The organism is Ruegeria sp. BF12 (assembly GCF_056538705.1).
The window spans coordinates 231,247-246,241 of the sequence record NZ_JBQFTP010000002.1 but is presented as its reverse complement, the minus strand read 5'-3'; the positions used below and the strand labels follow the sequence as shown (position 1 = coordinate 246,241).

General features: G+C 58.1%; 14 protein-coding genes. 6 read left to right on the top strand and 8 right to left on the bottom strand.

Annotated features, from left to right (window positions below; translation table 11 throughout):
* Positions 1-8: 8 nt before the first annotated feature.
* The 5 genes from ACR0J0_RS04105 to ACR0J0_RS04085 form a co-directional block, all read right to left on the bottom strand.
* Positions 9-1,100, bottom strand: coding sequence for an extracellular solute-binding protein (locus tag ACR0J0_RS04105; RefSeq protein ID WP_480661434.1), 1,092 nt, complete (start codon positions 1,098-1,100; stop codon positions 9-11).
* 111 nt (positions 1,101-1,211) lie between these two features.
* Complete coding sequence (locus ACR0J0_RS04100; RefSeq protein ID WP_480661433.1) at positions 1,212-2,303, bottom strand: ABC transporter ATP-binding protein; 1,092 nt, start codon at positions 2,301-2,303, stop codon at positions 1,212-1,214.
* A 148-nt stretch (positions 2,304-2,451) separates the two neighbouring features.
* A complete protein-coding gene (locus ACR0J0_RS04095; RefSeq protein ID WP_480661432.1) occupies positions 2,452-3,159 on the bottom strand; it encodes a maleate cis-trans isomerase family protein in 708 nt (235 codons plus the stop codon).
* Positions 3,156-4,301 carry a M24 family metallopeptidase gene (locus ACR0J0_RS04090; protein ID WP_480661431.1) on the bottom strand — a complete coding sequence of 382 codons (1,146 nt, stop codon included), beginning with the start codon at positions 4,299-4,301 and terminating at the stop codon, positions 3,156-3,158. Before ACR0J0_RS04090 ends, ACR0J0_RS04095 begins: the two co-directional genes overlap by 4 nt.
* Positions 4,298-5,341, bottom strand: coding sequence for a pyridoxal-phosphate dependent enzyme (locus ACR0J0_RS04085; RefSeq protein ID WP_480661921.1), 1,044 nt, complete (start codon positions 5,339-5,341; stop codon positions 4,298-4,300). Before ACR0J0_RS04085 ends, ACR0J0_RS04090 begins: the two co-directional genes overlap by 4 nt.
* Before the next feature lie 85 nt (positions 5,342-5,426).
* Here ACR0J0_RS04085 and ACR0J0_RS04080 point away from each other — a divergent pair, with 85 nt between their 5' ends.
* Together ACR0J0_RS04080 and argE are read left to right on the top strand one after the other, a co-directional pair.
* Complete coding sequence (locus tag ACR0J0_RS04080) at positions 5,427-6,611, top strand: M24 family metallopeptidase (RefSeq protein ID WP_480661430.1); 1,185 nt, start codon at positions 5,427-5,429, stop codon at positions 6,609-6,611.
* The gene (argE, locus tag ACR0J0_RS04075) at positions 6,608-7,765 is read left to right on the top strand and encodes an acetylornithine deacetylase (RefSeq protein WP_480661429.1); all 1,158 of its coding nucleotides are present in this window, start codon (positions 6,608-6,610) and stop codon (positions 7,763-7,765) included. Before ACR0J0_RS04080 ends, argE begins: the two co-directional genes overlap by 4 nt.
* Here the strand turns inward: argE and ACR0J0_RS04070 are convergent.
* The 3 genes from ACR0J0_RS04070 to ACR0J0_RS04060 form a co-directional block, all read right to left on the bottom strand.
* Positions 7,762-8,628: an urea carboxylase-associated family protein gene (locus tag ACR0J0_RS04070; RefSeq protein WP_480661428.1), complete on the bottom strand. Its 867-nt coding sequence runs from the start codon at positions 8,626-8,628 to the stop codon at positions 7,762-7,764. The genes argE and ACR0J0_RS04070 overlap by 4 nt on opposite strands.
* A 106-nt stretch (positions 8,629-8,734) precedes the next feature.
* Positions 8,735-8,917 carry an aldehyde dehydrogenase family protein gene (locus ACR0J0_RS04065; RefSeq protein ID WP_480661919.1) on the bottom strand — a complete coding sequence of 61 codons (183 nt, stop codon included), beginning with the start codon at positions 8,915-8,917 and terminating at the stop codon, positions 8,735-8,737.
* 89 nt (positions 8,918-9,006) lie between these two features.
* Positions 9,007-9,204, bottom strand: a complete 198-nt coding sequence (locus ACR0J0_RS04060) for a hypothetical protein (RefSeq protein ID WP_480661427.1) — start codon at positions 9,202-9,204, stop codon at positions 9,007-9,009.
* A 737-nt stretch (positions 9,205-9,941) separates the two neighbouring features.
* Between ACR0J0_RS04060 and ACR0J0_RS04055 the strand changes: the two genes are divergently transcribed.
* From ACR0J0_RS04055 to ACR0J0_RS04040, 4 genes are read left to right on the top strand one after another with little or no spacing between them, the layout of a single operon-like run.
* Positions 9,942-11,192, top strand: coding sequence for a sarcosine oxidase subunit beta family protein (locus ACR0J0_RS04055; RefSeq protein ID WP_480661426.1), 1,251 nt, complete (start codon positions 9,942-9,944; stop codon positions 11,190-11,192).
* A gap of 13 nt (positions 11,193-11,205) precedes the next feature.
* A complete protein-coding gene (locus ACR0J0_RS04050) occupies positions 11,206-11,493 on the top strand; it encodes a sarcosine oxidase subunit delta (RefSeq protein WP_480661425.1) in 288 nt (95 codons plus the stop codon).
* A complete protein-coding gene (locus ACR0J0_RS04045; RefSeq protein WP_480661424.1) occupies positions 11,490-14,435 on the top strand; it encodes a sarcosine oxidase subunit alpha family protein in 2,946 nt (981 codons plus the stop codon). Before ACR0J0_RS04050 ends, ACR0J0_RS04045 begins: the two co-directional genes overlap by 4 nt.
* Positions 14,428-14,988: a sarcosine oxidase subunit gamma gene (locus ACR0J0_RS04040; protein WP_480661423.1), complete on the top strand. Its 561-nt coding sequence runs from the start codon at positions 14,428-14,430 to the stop codon at positions 14,986-14,988. The genes ACR0J0_RS04045 and ACR0J0_RS04040 overlap by 8 nt, the downstream gene beginning before the upstream one ends.
* Positions 14,989-14,995: the final 7 nt, after the last annotated feature.

The window sequence follows — 14,995 nt, the reverse complement described above, 5'->3', positions numbered from 1 at the left end:
AGGCAGGCTTATTGTGCCAGCCATGCCTGGAACTTCGCGTCGATATCGTCGCGGTAATCAGCCCAGAACTCGTAGTTGTACAGGAACGTGTTCTTGGCGTTTTCCGGATCGGTCGGCATGTGCGGTGCCATGTCGATGCCCAGTTCAGCGTGCTGACCAACCAGCGGTGCCGAAGAGGCGCGTGCCGGGCCGTACGAAATGTACTTGGCCTGATCCGCCAAACGCTGCGTGTCGGTCGCGAAGCGCAGGTAATCCAGCGCGCGCTGCTTGCGCTCTTCATCCAGACCTGCGGGAATGATCCAACCGTCAATGTCAAACACCTGCGCGTCCCACAGCATCGCAACCGGTTGGTTCTGCTCTTCGATCACGCTGAACAGACGACCGTTATAGGTCGAGCCCATGATGACCTCACCATCGGCCAGCAGCTGCGGCGTGTCGGCCCCTGCAGACCACCAAACGACGCTGTCCTTGATGGTGTCCAGCTTGGCCAGCGCCTGATCCTGCCCTTCAGGGGTTGCCAACACGTCATAGACGTCATCCTTGGCAACACCGTCACACAGCAGCGCCCATTCCATGTTGTTGATCGGACGTTTCTCCAGAGAACGTTTGCCCGGATAGGTTTCCAGATCGAACACCGCGCAGATTTCGGTCGGAGGGTTGTCGCCTACCAGATCAGTGCGATATCCAAAGGTGGTCGAGTACACGATGCTCGGGATGTAGCAGTCGCTGACAATCAGTTCACCGAAGTCCTCGGAGGCCGGCGAACCATCGGGCGCTGGCTCCAGCATCGTATCATGATCGATTTCCATTGCCAGGCCTTCGTCGCACAAGCGGATCGCGTCCGATGCCACAACGTCCACGACATCCCAGGTGATGTTACCCGCCTCGTTCATCGCACGCAGCTTGGCCACAGCTTCGTTAGAGCTGTCATCGTTCAGGATCGTAACGCCAGTCTTTTCCGAATAGGGCTCGTGATAAGCTTTCAGTTGCGATTTGGAGTATGCGCCGCCCCACGAGACGATCGTCATCTCCTGGGCCATCGCGCCACCGGCAACCGCGGCAAGTGCACTCGCCATCAGAGTGGTTTTGGTAACTTTCATTGTTAACTCCCTGTTGTACCCGTTAATTTTAGCTTTGAAGATCGGATCACGGGGCAACCCGATCATCTAATGTCCCGCGCACCCGGGCGGATCACACGGGGAATTCCTGTATCAGGCGTCCAGCGCCCGGCAATCCTGGGCCAGCCAGCCGATTTCGACTTCCTGCCCCGGTGATAGCCTGACAGCGTCCGGAGCGTTTCGCGTCTTGATGATGAAGTCGTCATTGCCCGCGACCGACAGGCGGAAGCGGAATACATCGCCCATATAGATGAACTCTTTCACCATTGCCTTCAGCGTATGCGCATCCGCGTGCAAGCGATCCTTGTTGAACTCAACCCGTTCGGGCCGGATCGACACTTTGGTCCGCTCACCAGCCGCGTGAACATTGACCGGCTTGGCGTCAATTTCGGATCCATCGTCCAGCGCCACAACACAGGTGTCACCGTCAATCGACTTAACCACACCCTCCAACGTGTTGTTTTCGCCAATAAACTGCGCGACAAAGCTGTTTTCCGGTTCTTCGTACAGCATATCCGGTGGCGCGAGCTGCTGAATGCGCCCGTCATCGAACACCGCCACCCGATCGGACATCGTCAGAGCTTCGGTCTGGTCATGCGTCACGTATACAGTCGTGATACCCAAATCGTGCGCCAGACGCGTGATTTCAAACTGCATATGTTCGCGCAATTGCTTGTCGAGCGCTCCAAGGGGTTCGTCCATCAGAACCAGCTCGGGTTCGAATACCAGTGCGCGGGCTAGCGCGATCCGCTGTTGCTGACCGCCCGACAACTGCGCCGGTCGGCGACTGCCAAAGGCCCCCATCTGAACCATGTCCAGCGCGCGCCGAACTTTCTCTTCCCGCTCGTCCTTGCCGATTTTCCGCACTTCCAATGGGAAGGACAGGTTCTCGGCCACCGTCATGTGCGGGAACAAGGCATAGTTTTGAAAAACCATGCCAATGCCGCGTTTATGCGGAGGGATGTTATTGATTGGACGCCCGTCCAACATGATCTCGCCATGAGTGGCTGTTTCAAATCCTGCCAGCATCATCAGGCAGGTCGTTTTACCCGACCCCGAGGGCCCAAGCATTGTAAGAAACTCTCCCTTCGGCATCGAAAGGTTGAGGTCTTTTACAACGAGGATCTCACCATCATATGATTTTTGGACATGCTGAAACTCGACGAACGCTGCGTCATTTGACATTTACCGATTTGTCTCCCTGTGCGGCCCTTGGTTGCCCGGTTCATCCGGATCTCAAAGACCTGTCCGTTCTATTTAAGGACATGCAGGGCGCAGCACGCAACCAAAATATGTCACTCATGCAACGATTGTGTTTCATGCCGCGTATTATTCAGTCACAATTCAACTTACGCATGTGCCACGCAAGGCTTTGATTGCTGGACAGAACCGGTTTCTGCAACCGTTCCTGCACCTCGGAAAGAACATCAAAAGTTCTTAAATTTGTGCAGCTTATAAAGACAGCCTCAACTGAATTATCCCGACCAAGATTCATTGCCGCGTCGACCACGGACTGCCGGGAAATTCGGGCAACCATGGCCTCTTCCGCCTCGCCGAATGTTCCGAAAACATCCATCGAAATGCCGTTTCGAGCAAAGGCTTCCCGTAAGGGATCGTTCACTTCCTCTATGTAAGGAGACAATAGTGCGAACTTTCTAACACCAAGGTCATGAGCACAGGCAGACGCCGCCCGCAAAGGGTTTGTGACAATCGCGGCATCGCAGGTCTGTTGAACCATTCTTTCAACCTGCTCGGACCCGATGACCGAGCTGGCGGAGGTGCAGCCATACCCCACAACCCGGTAAGGCCTTGTCTTGGGCAGAAGGTCCGCCGCAGCCGGCAGTGCCTTTTCCATTTCCGCCAAAGTGTCGGTCGTGACTTTTTTACCGCTGGGAATTCTGGACACGTAAATCGGGCAGGTCCGGTCCGAAAAATACGCGGAGAATTCGGGCTCCAGCGTTTCGTCGGTCTGCAAAACGATCAACCCCATCGGGGATGCTGTCAGGTCGTCGGCATCAATTGAATAAGTTAAGCGCGTCATAACTCGGGCAACTCCGGACCTGCGCGGGGGCTGATAAAGCGGGGTGCCCCCTCGGTGATGACGATGTTTTCTTCATGAACGAGGATCTTCCCGCCCACAGCGATCCCCGGTTCGAGGGTCAGAACCATACCGGGTTCCAGCACCGTGTGATCAGTTGGTATCAATGACGGCCATTCCGTCAGTGACATGCCCAGACCATGCCCCAGTCGCCCTGCCCCGGTATCGGCATCGTGGCGCGAAAGGACCGCGTTCATTGCATGAAACAGATCGGCGGCAGTCGCACCCGGGCGGGCGATATCAAATGCGGCGTCCGAAGCCTCGATCAGTGCTGAGTGTGCGCTCCGGACGTACGCACTGGCCGGACCGATCGACCAGTTGCGGTCGTAATCGCTGAAATACCCGTCCCAGACCAAACCGGTGTCCAGCATCAGAACGTCACCTTGCTGTAGCTGCGTATCGGCTGCCGGGGAAATCACATCGGTGTAACCACCCTGTTCCGCACCGCCGGCAAGGTAAGGCACCCAGTCCGCGCCTTCCTCAAGACACAACATCTGGAACCGGCGGAATACTGTATCCAGCGCGACACCCTCACCAGCAATTTCGGGAACGCGATGAAATGCGCGCCCAGCAATGGAACAGGCCGTTTCGATTTTGGTGATTTCAGCTGGAGATTTGACCATGCGAAGGGTTCGTAATATCCCTTCATCACCGCACAGATCGCGCTTACCGATCGCCTCCTGCAAACGCCGAAAATCCGCCAATGGCATCCGGACATGTGTTTCATGTCCGTCGGGCAAACCGATTTTGCCGTGCGTTGGAGCAACCTCGCGCAGGGCATCGGCCAATAGGCTGACGCCATCGTCCGTCAAATCCGGAGCCGCCCAGGTCCGGATGTCGTCGATCCAGGTTTCTGCCATAAGCGCGGCCCCGATCGACGGGATCACGGCGATTGGCTTGCCGCTGGCGGGTACGATCAGGTACCAAGGGCGTGTCGGACTTTCCCAGAAACGGGTCAGGTAACCAGTGAAATATCGGATTTCGGGTTCCGTGGTCAGTAACAACGCCGACAGACCAACGTCGCGCATCATGCTCTGTGCCCGTTCCGTTCGCATGGTGAATTCTAAAGCGTCGAACCCCCTCATTCAGCGACCTCGGAGAGAATGCACAAAACCCGCGCCTCCGGGTCAATTCGCAAAGCGGCGCGCACATCGGCGTTCATGACGGCAGCGACGCCTGCCCCTCCGGACGCCGTTGTGGCAATGCCCGCATTCGCCATGACCGGTAGTGCGCTCGCGACTTCATCATCGCTCAGCGTCAGGAAACGGTCCGCGTCTCGCGCCAGGCCGTTCAATGCGATCAGCGATGGTTCCTTGCAGTCCAGACGCCCCATGATGCTGTCGGGACCATCCGCGAAGACGCAAGCGCCGGCTTCAATACTTGCCTGCAGCGCGGGAGCTGCATCGGGTTCAACCACGATGATCTGAGGCTCATCCCCCCAAACCGTGCGCGCATAAGCAGCAAACGCTCCGGCCATACCGCCAACGCCGGCCTGCAGCATGATATGTGTTGGAGTTTCCGGACATTGCTCGGCAGCTTCAGCGGCCATCTTCAGATAACCCTCCATCAGCGTGTGCGGCAGTTCATAGTACCCCTCCCACGAACTGTCTGACAGCAAGATCCATCCGTTATCCTGCGCGGCCTGGCTGGCGGCATCCATACTTGCGGCGTAGTCCGCGCCGCTGCGCACAACCTCAGCACCTTGCGCCCGAAGGCGGTCAGCAAAACTCTCCGGTACGGTTTCCGCAATATAAACAACGGCTTTTGCGCCGAACTTCTTTGCACCCGCCGCGACGCTCAAGCCATGGTTGCCTGCACTTGCGGTCACGTATGTACGGCCGGACAGAGTGGTGTCATCCGGTATCTTAGCCAGATCTGCAGCGTGTCTGGCAATGACATACGCCGCCCCCAACGCCTTGAAAGACCCCAGATTCATCCGACCACGTTCGTCCTTGATCCAAAGGTCCGCGATCTCGGCCAGCCCGTCGACCCGAACCAAAGGGGTTTCGTCCGCTGACAAACAACGCGCAATCAACTCTGAGGCGCGCGCGACATTGGTCGAAGGAAACGGAGCGCTGTCGATCAGCTTTTCACCGCCGCGATAGGGGTTGGATGAGATTTTCAAATTGGTGTCTTCCCTGTGATGCCCATTGACGTGAACGTATTCGTCAAGTTCTGTCAACAGAACTCGCCCCAGACAGGAGCCCACAATGCCTCATGCTGATCCGGCCTTCGGCCGTGCCGAGTACGACCGGAGATTGGCCAAGACGCGCGCTGCCATGTCTGCCGCAGGACTGGACGCGATGTTTGTCGAGGATCCATCGAACATCGCCTGGCTGACCGGATATGAAGGCTGGTCATTCTACGTGCACCAGGGGGTTCTGATTCTACACAACGCCGACCCGATCTGGTGGGGGAGGAATCAGGATGCCAACGGCGCGCGCAGAACGGTTTGGATGCTGGACGATCGCATCCATGGCTATGCGGACGAGTATGTGCAATCGACGGTTCGCCACCCGATGCAGGACCTTGCAACACTGATTGCAGAATTAGGTTTGGCAAAAGGCCGCATCGGCGTTGAACTGGACAATTACTATTATTCGGCCAAGGCGCATCTGACACTGCTGGCGGAACTCCCCGAGGCGGAGTTGATCGATGCAAACGCGTTGGTGAATTGGCAGCGCGCAGTGAAATCTGACGAAGAAATCGCTCTGATGCGTAAGGCCGCTCGGATTTCCGAGCATGTGATCGACGGTGTTCTGGATCGCATAGAACCGGGCATGCGCAAGAATGACCTCGTCGCGCAAATCTACCATGACGCAATCACCGGGGTTGGTGATGATTGGGGCGATTACGCGGCCATCGTTCCCCTGCTCCCGTCCGGTGCTGACGCTGCTGCCCCACACCTGACGTGGGATGGCGCGCCGTTCAAATCAGGTGAATGCACGTTCTTCGAGCTATCTGGCTGCTATCGCCGGTATCACACACCGTTCTGCCGGTCCGTGTTTTTGGGTGATCCGCCCGATCATCTACGTCGGGCCGAAGCTGCGTTGGTCGAAGGGCTCGAGGCCGGTCTGGACGCCGCCCGCGCCGGCAATCAGGCGCGCGATATTGCGTCGGCGCTGGCTGCTCCTCTTGAACGGGCCGGGATCGAACGGGGTGCGCGGTGCGGCTATCCGGTTGGCCTCAGTTATCCGCCGGACTGGGGTGAACGCACGATTTCCCTACGCCCCGAAGATGAAACTGTTCTGGAGCCCGGCATGACATTTCACTTCATGCCCGGCCTCTGGATGGACGATTGGGGCCTTGAAATCACCGAGTCGATCCTGATCACTGAAACCGGGCCTGCCGAGTGTTTCTGCAACCGGCCCAGAAAGCTGTTCGTAAAGCCATGAGTGTACAAAGGTCCAAAGAAATACTCACTGACCTGATCGCCTTTGAAACGGTGTCGGCGGACTCGAATCTGGACATGATCAGTTATCTGACCCAACGGCTGGAAGCGCTGGGTGCGCGCTGCATCGAAACCCGTGACGTGACTGGCGCAAAGGCCAACGTGTTTGCCACGTTAGGACCGGACATGCCGGGCGGCATCCTTTTGTCGGGCCATACGGATGTGGTTCCCGTGGCCGATCAGGACTGGACCTCTGATCCGTTTCAGATGGCCGAGCGTGACGGCAAGCTCTACGGCCGGGGTACTTGCGACATGAAGGGGTTTATCGCAGCCGCACTGGCCTTTGGCGAAACTTTGGATGCCGGCAAACTGACCCAACCGTTGCACTTTGCCTTTACCTATGACGAAGAAGTCGGCTGCCTTGGCGCGCAAACCCTCATCAACGATCTGTCCGAGCGTGGCATTGTCCCAGACATCGCCATCATCGGCGAACCGACCGAAATGCGGGTGATCGAGGGGCACAAGGGCTGCTTTGAATACACGACGCGGTTCACAGGTTTGGAGGGTCACAGCTCGGCCCCCGATGACGGCGTGAATGCTGCGGAATACGCCGCGCGCTATATCGGAAAACTGCTGGAGCTGCGCCATATCCTCAAGTCGCGAGCGCCAACCGAAAGCCGGTTCGAGCCGCCCTGGACTACAGTCAACATCGGAAAAATCTCTGGCGGTGTTGCGCACAATGTCATCGCCAGCAAGGCAGAGGTCGCGTGGGAGATGCGCCCCGTGCAGGCCAGCGATGCGGACCTCGTCAAAAGTACGCTCGCCGACTACGTCGAGCATTCTCTGTTGCCCGCGATGCAGGCGGTTCACAGCGAATCGAGCATCACGCAAGAAGCCGTCGCCGAGGTCGAAGGCCTTGAACCCATGGAGGAAAACGCGGCCCGTGATCTGGTTGCAGAACTGACGGGCGCAAATGGAACCGGTGTTGTCGCCTTTGCGACCGAAGCCGGGCTTTTCCAGAAACTGGGCGTGCACGCGATCGTGTGCGGACCGGGCTCAATCGTACAGGCGCACAAGGCGGACGAATTTCTGGAAATCGAACAGTTGGACCTGTGCTGCCGAATGCTGAACCGGCTGGGACGCCGCCTGATGGGCTAGGTGCTTCCGTGCGAACGGTCGTACTTTGACCGATCCGGTTGCACATGAGCGGCGCGTGCGTCTGCGCCCGGGTCATAAACCTCCATCAACAGCGGATAGCATGCTGCCGCGTCCGAGGAATGCTCCGACGAACAATCCCCGCCGGGACACGCCGATAGCCCGACAATCAGGTCGATTTCGGCATAGAACTCAAGGTAATCTCCGGGCCGAACCGGGCTAGCCTTCATGAAATACTGGCCGGTGTCACGCGTGAACCCGGTGCACATGAACACGTTCAGAACATCATGCACCAGCATTTCCGCTTCGTGCAACGGCAAGTCGCAGTGACTTGCCAATGCGCGTGTCAGGTTCGAATGGCAGCAGTAGTGATAATCATCCCCCGAGAGCAGACGTCCGGTATACGGATCACACCGTGTCCCGATCACGTCATGGACTGAGCCGCCATAGGCATCAAACCCATACCAGTCCAACGTATCTGCAACGATAGTCGCCATGGGCCGCATGTTCGGGAAACTCGACCACATTCGGTCACCGGTCGACAAGTGCGTGCCATGCAATGCGCGGGTTTTGCCAGAGTAAAACCGCTCAGTCAGGTCATGTTTGTTCCACATGTTCAGGTCGCCGACCTGCGGGCCATCCACCGAAACCACTCGGACAAAAGCACCAGCCGGAACCTCGATACACACCGCATCGCGGGGCGCCGCGGTGGCTTCCGCAGTCTTGGTCGCGCCCTCGCGAAGCACTTGCAAAGCGGCCAGATCGGCCTGCTTCAGTGTGTCTGGCGGATAGCAGATAACCGGCGTGATCGCTTTGCGTTCCGACGCATCTTGCGGCGGCGGGAAGATTGGTTTTGCAAGTTTCATAAGCGCCTCCCTTCCCGGCCTAAAGCCCTGCTTTTGCGAATCTCTAGCGCATTACGAAAGGGTTCGCCATCGGCTCATGCGCCGTGCTGATCCAGGTCGTCTTGGTTCAGGTGTAATCCAGTATCGCCTCGCCCCCAGCCCCGCGACTATATCCGGAATGATTGAACCCGCCAAACGGTGCGATCAGAGAGATCGCGCGAGAGGTGCTCACCCAGCAGATTTCGGCTCTGATCCGTTGGGACACACGATGCGCTCGTGTCAGGTTTTGAGTGAATACCCCGACCCCCAGCCCGTATGGCTTGATGTTGGCCGGAGTGATGGCCTCTTATTCGGTGTCGAATGGCAGTAACGACATCACCGGCCCGAACAATTCGATTTTCAGCGTTTCTGTCCGGGACGACGTACGTCGACCAGAGTTGGAATCATGTAGCTATTGGGACGATCAGCAATTTCTCCGACAAATTGAAATACGGCAGCCTGCCCCTGTCCCTGCGCCTTGCTCAGGGTATCTTCGATCTTTCGAGCCTGCGCCACGTCCTCATCGTCTTTTCCGACAAAGGTTTGATGCAGCAGCATGATCTTTGGACGAGGTCCAGGGCAGATGTCCCACGCCTCATTGAACAACCCATAAGGGTTTCGATCTCTTCCATGCCCAGCCACAGCGGCGTGACCTGGATATTGAACCCATTATGAACACCGAACTCATGGTTGTTTGGGTCACGTGCGGCGATCCAGATCGGCGGACCACCATCCTGACGAGGTTTAGTGGCCGAAGTCGCAGAGGGGAAAGCACAAAACTCACCTTCGCGGGCTTCAACGACATAGCGGATCATTATGTGGCAGATACCCGCGCTTGAGTTGCTGCAAAGCGCTGCCTCGCCTTATCTGACAGAAGAACGCGCGGAACGTCACTGTGGCGCCTCAACCAGTGTCATTGAATGCGTGATCTCTCCGGCCTTGCCTCACCTTCAGGTTCAGCACCTAGAGATGTCAGTTCTTTCGTCAGTACGACCTGGCCAGATGAGCACTTTGAGCTTCGGGCAGATGTCTAAATTCGGTTCAGGTCAGAAAAAACAGATCGGGCTGAATGCCGGCTAGGTTGAGCGTATGCCCGAGGTCTCCGCGCCCGCCACCGAGGGGTATTTTCTTGCCTCGCAAGGCGCGACACCCGAGGAAGGCGCATTCTTTTCATGGGTTTTGCAATAGATCCCAGAAACTGTGCAGGAAAGGGTCTGATTCAGACATACCGATGTCGCATCTGAGGATATCGCACTGCACCAAAATAGTGAATTCTGGCAAAAAAGGTCCGATTCATGCGATATTCCGGCTTCCGAGTCATCAAAGAGGCGCTTACCGGCCACAAGGGGTGGAAACCGGTCTGGCGCGACCCTGAACCCAAGGCCCACTACGACATCATCGTCATTGGCGGTGGAGGTCATGGGTTAGCAACTGCCCACTACCTTTCCAGGGTCTACGGCCAGCGCAACGTTGCCGTTGTCGAAAAAGGCTGGATCGGCGGCGGCAATGTCGGGCGGAACACCACCATCGTTCGCTCGAACTACATGCTGGACGGGAACGAGCCGTTCTACGAATTCTCCATGAAGCTGTGGGAAGGGTTGGAACAAGACCTGAACTACAACGCCATGATGAGTCAGCGCGGGATCATCAATCTGTTCCATACGGACGGTCAACGCGACGCCTACACCCGGCGCGGTAACGCGATGATCCTCAACGGTGCAGATGCCGAGCTGTTGGATGCCGATCAAGTTCGCAAGGAACATCCCTATCTGAACTTTGACGACGCCCGTTTTCCAATCAAAGGCGGTTTGGTTCAACGACGCGCAGGAACCGCACGCCACGACGCGGTCGCGTGGGGCTTTGCCCGATCCGCGGACAGCCACGGCGTCGACATCATCCAGAATTGCGAAGTCACTGGCCTGCGGATCGAAAATGGAAAATGCTTGGGCGTTGAAACGTCGAAAGGCTTTATCGGTGCCAACAAAGTCGGCTGTGCTGTTGCGGGCAACTCTGGCCGGGTGATGGGCATGGCGGGAATGCGTCTGCCCATTGAAAGCCACGTTCTGCAGGCGTTTGTGTCCGAAGGTCTGAAACCTGTCTTGCCCAGCGTCATCACCTTTGGCGCCGGTCATTTCTATGTCAGCCAATCCGACAAGGGTGGTCTGGTCTTTGGGGGCGATATCGACGGCTACAACACGTATGCCCAACGAGGGAACCTGCCCGTGGTTGAAGACGTGTGCGAAGGCGGCGTTGCCCTGATGCCGATGATCGGCCGCGCGCGCCTGCTGCGCATGTGGGGCGGTGTCATGGACATGTCGATGGACGGCTCGCCGATCATCGACCGCACCCCGGTCGAAGGCCTCTATTTCAATGGCGGTTGGTGCTATGGCGGGTTCAAGGCAACCCCGGCCTCGGGCCATTGCTTTGCCCATTTGCTGGCAAAAGATGAACCGCATCCAGTTGCCACCGCCTATCGTCTCGACCGGTTCCGCACGGGCCGGATGATCGACGAAAAAGGCGTGGGCAACCAGCCCAACCTGCACTGAGGGGAGCACAAAAATGATTATCAACCATCCCCTTCTGGGCCCGCGCGACGCCTCGGAGTTCACCTATCTGGGTGACGCGTCACTGATCGACCGCCCGGACTGGCAGGACGAAAACGCGGCTGAGGCTTTTTATGACTATGGCTATCTGCGCGACAATCCCGCAGGCAAGCATCAGGAGTTGTGGTTTCACGAGGCGGGCGACCGGTCCTGGCTGGTCGTGACCCGCGACACCACCACACACGAGATATCCAAGGTAGAACTGGCCCGCGACGTGGCCCGCGCGCGGGGGCGATCCAAATGACGCAAAACAACCGATTGAACGGCGGCCAGATCGACCGCAACACCACAGTGAACTTCCGGTTTGATAACCGCAGCTATACCGCACATCCCGGCGATACGCTGGCCTCGGCCCTACTGGCCAATAACGTGCGGCTGATCGGACGCTCGTTCAAGTACCACCGCCCGCGTGGGCTTCTGACTGCGGGCTCCGAAGAGCCCAACGGCATCGTGGAACTGCGCACCGGTGCCCGCAAAGAACCCAACACCCGCGCCACGACGATTGAGATGTTTGACGGGCTGGAGGCGCATTCGCAGAATCGTTGGCCCAGCCTGAAATTCGACGCCATGGCGGTGAACGACCTGTTCTCGAATTTCCTGTCCGCCGGATTCTACTACAAGACCTTCATGTGGCCCGCTGCCTTTTGGGAAAAGGTCTACGAGCCGATCATCCGTCGCGCTGCGGGCCTTGGTTCATTGTCGATGGAGGCTGATCCTGACGAGTATAACAAAGGCTTCCGCCATTGTGACCTGCTGATCATCGGTGCCGGACCATCGGGGTTGATGGCGGCTCTTACAGCCGGTCGTGCCGGTGCGGATGTCATTCTGGCAGACGAGGACTTCAAATTTGGCGGGCGCTTGAACAGCGAGACATTCTCGGTTGGCGATCAAAGCGCCCCCGACTGGGCCGCACAAGCCGTGGCGGAGCTATCCGCCATGCCGAATGTTCGCTTGATGACCAGAACAACCGTCATCGGCGCATTCGATCACGGCATCTATGGTGCCGTTGAACGGACCGGAGACCACTTGGCCACCCTGCCCGCAGGAAAGCCACGCCAAATCCTGTGGCGCATCTATACCAAGAAGGCGTTGCTCTGCGCTGGCGCAACCGAACGGCCCATTGCGTTCGAGAACAACGACCGTCCCGGCATCATGATGGCAAGCGCGCTGCGGACCTATTCCAACCGGTTTGCGGTGACGGCCTCTCAGCGTGTGGCGATCTTTACCAACAACGACGACGGTCACCGCACGGCCGCCGATCTGCATGCCAAGGGCGTTCACATCAGCGCCGTTATCGATGTGCGCAAGGATGCCCCGACCAGCTATGACTACGAGGTCCTGAGTGGCGCGCAAGTCATTGATACCAAGGGGCGTCTTGGGTTGACCTTTGTCGAAGTTGCCCTGCCCGACGGCTCGATCCGTACGCTGGATTGCGGCGCGCTGGGCGTTTCCGGGGGGTGGAACCCGAACGTTCACCTGACCTGCCATCAACGAGGACGACCGGTTTGGAATGAGGATCTGGACGCGTTTGCACCGGGGTCAAATCTGCCAGTGGGCATGTCCGTCGCGGGCGCTGCGAATGGGGTGATGTCGACCCATGGCGCATTGCAGTCCGGTGTAAGCGGTGCAGTTGAGGCTCTGGAGCTGTCCAATGCTCTGCCCGACCTGCCCGCAGCCGAAGACGCCCCGGTCTCGCAAAAGCCGTTCTGGTATGTCGAAGGCTGCAAGCGCGCATGGCTGGATCAGCAGAACGACGTGACTGTCAAAGACGTCAAACTCAGCTATCAGGAAGGTTTCCGGTCGGTTGAACACCTGAAACGCTATACCACGCTGGGCATGGCGACCGATCAGGGCAAAACCTCGAACATCTCAGCTCTGGCGATCATGGCCGAGGTGGCCGGGAAATCCATTCCCGAGACCGGCACCACCATCTTCCGCCCGCCCTACACTCCCGTCCCGATTGCCACCTTTGCCGGCCGGATGAAGGGACAGGAGTTCCATCCCACACGTCTGACGCCTTCGCATTACTGGGCCAAGGAACGTGGAGCCGTTTTTGTCGAAGTCGGCAATTGGTTGCGCGCGCAGTGGTTCCCCCTGCCCGGCGAAACCCATTGGCGCGAGTCCGTTGATCGCGAAGTCCGTCAGACCCGCGCGTCCGTCGGTGTTTGCGACTGTACGACACTGGGCAAAATCGACGTTCAGGGCACGGATGCGGCGGCCTTTCTCAACCGGGTTTACGCCAACGGTTTCGCAAAGCTCGCCATCGGTAAAACCCGCTATGGACTGATGCTGCGTGAAGACGGCATGGTGATGGATGATGGTACGGCGGCACGTCTGGCCGAGGACCATTTTGTTGTCACGACCACCACGGCAAATGCTGTAAGTGTCTATCGTCACATGGAATTCGTGCGCCAATGTCTGTTCCCGGACATGGACGTGCAGCTGATCTCGACCACCGAGGCCTGGGCGCAATACGCTGTCGCGGGTCCCAACTCGCGCAAGTTGCTGCAAAAAATCGTCGATCCGGAGTTCGATATCTCGAACGAGGCGTTTCCGTTTATGGCCTGTGGTAACATCACCGTCTGCGGCGGGTTGCGCGCGCGGCTGTTCCGGATCTCGTTCTCGGGAGAGTTGGCATTCGAAATCGCGGTGCCCTCACGCTATGGCGATGCCATGATGCGGCGTTTGATGGCCGAAGGTGAAGAGTTTGACGTTGTCCCCTATGGCACCGAAGCGCTGGGCGTTATGCGGATCGAAAAAGGTCACGCAGCCGGTAACGAGCTGAATGGTACAACGACTGCGTTGAACCTTGGCATGGGCAAGATGGTGTCAAAGAAAAAAGACAGCATCGGCTCGACCCTGTCAGAGCGTGAGGCGTTGAACGAACCGGACGTTCTGAAACTGGTCGGGATCAAACCGGTATCACCGGAAGAGAAGATCACTGCCGGCGGCCATCTGATGAACACCGACGGACCGGTCGATGCGGCACATGATCAGGGATATGTCACCTCGGCTGCGTATTCGCCCATTCTGAACAGTAACATCGGGCTGGGGCTGCTGAAGAACGGCTCTGATCGTCTGGGCGAGAAGATGCGCCTAGTTTCCCCTCTGACCGACCTGACTATCGACGTCGAAATCGTGTCGGCCCATTTCGTTGATCCCGAAGGAGAGCGTCTGCGTGCCTGATCTAATTGCAATAACCGCATTGGGCGGAACTGAACCCCGCGTCGACGCTGTTGGCGGTGTCATTTGTACGGAATACCCGGGCGTCGCCCTCGCCTCGGTCGCGGCCCGCCTGGGACAGGAAGCCGCTGCCCGAACGGCCCTTTCTGATCTGATCAAAGTACCTACGCCTGATGTTGGTCGGCTTGCCGGTGAAACAGTGAAAGCCTTCTGGGCAAGCCCGGATCAATGGATGATCGAAGCACCGTTCGAAACGCACGAAAACATCGCGGATCAGGTGAAGGCCGCTGTGGGCGACACCGCGTCCGTGACAGAGCAAACGGATGGGTGGACCCGGTTTGACCTGAGTGGCGACAAGATTTCCGCCGTGTTGGAATTGATGTGCATGCTTGATCTGCGCAAGATCGACACGGGCAGCGCATCAAGGTGTTCGATCCACCACATCGGCTGCTTTGTCCTTTGCCGCTCACCTGAGTTGTTCAGCATCTACGGCCCGCGATCATCAGCCGGGTCGCTGCACCACGCGATCGTCACGGCCATGCGGTCAGCGCTTTAGGTCAACA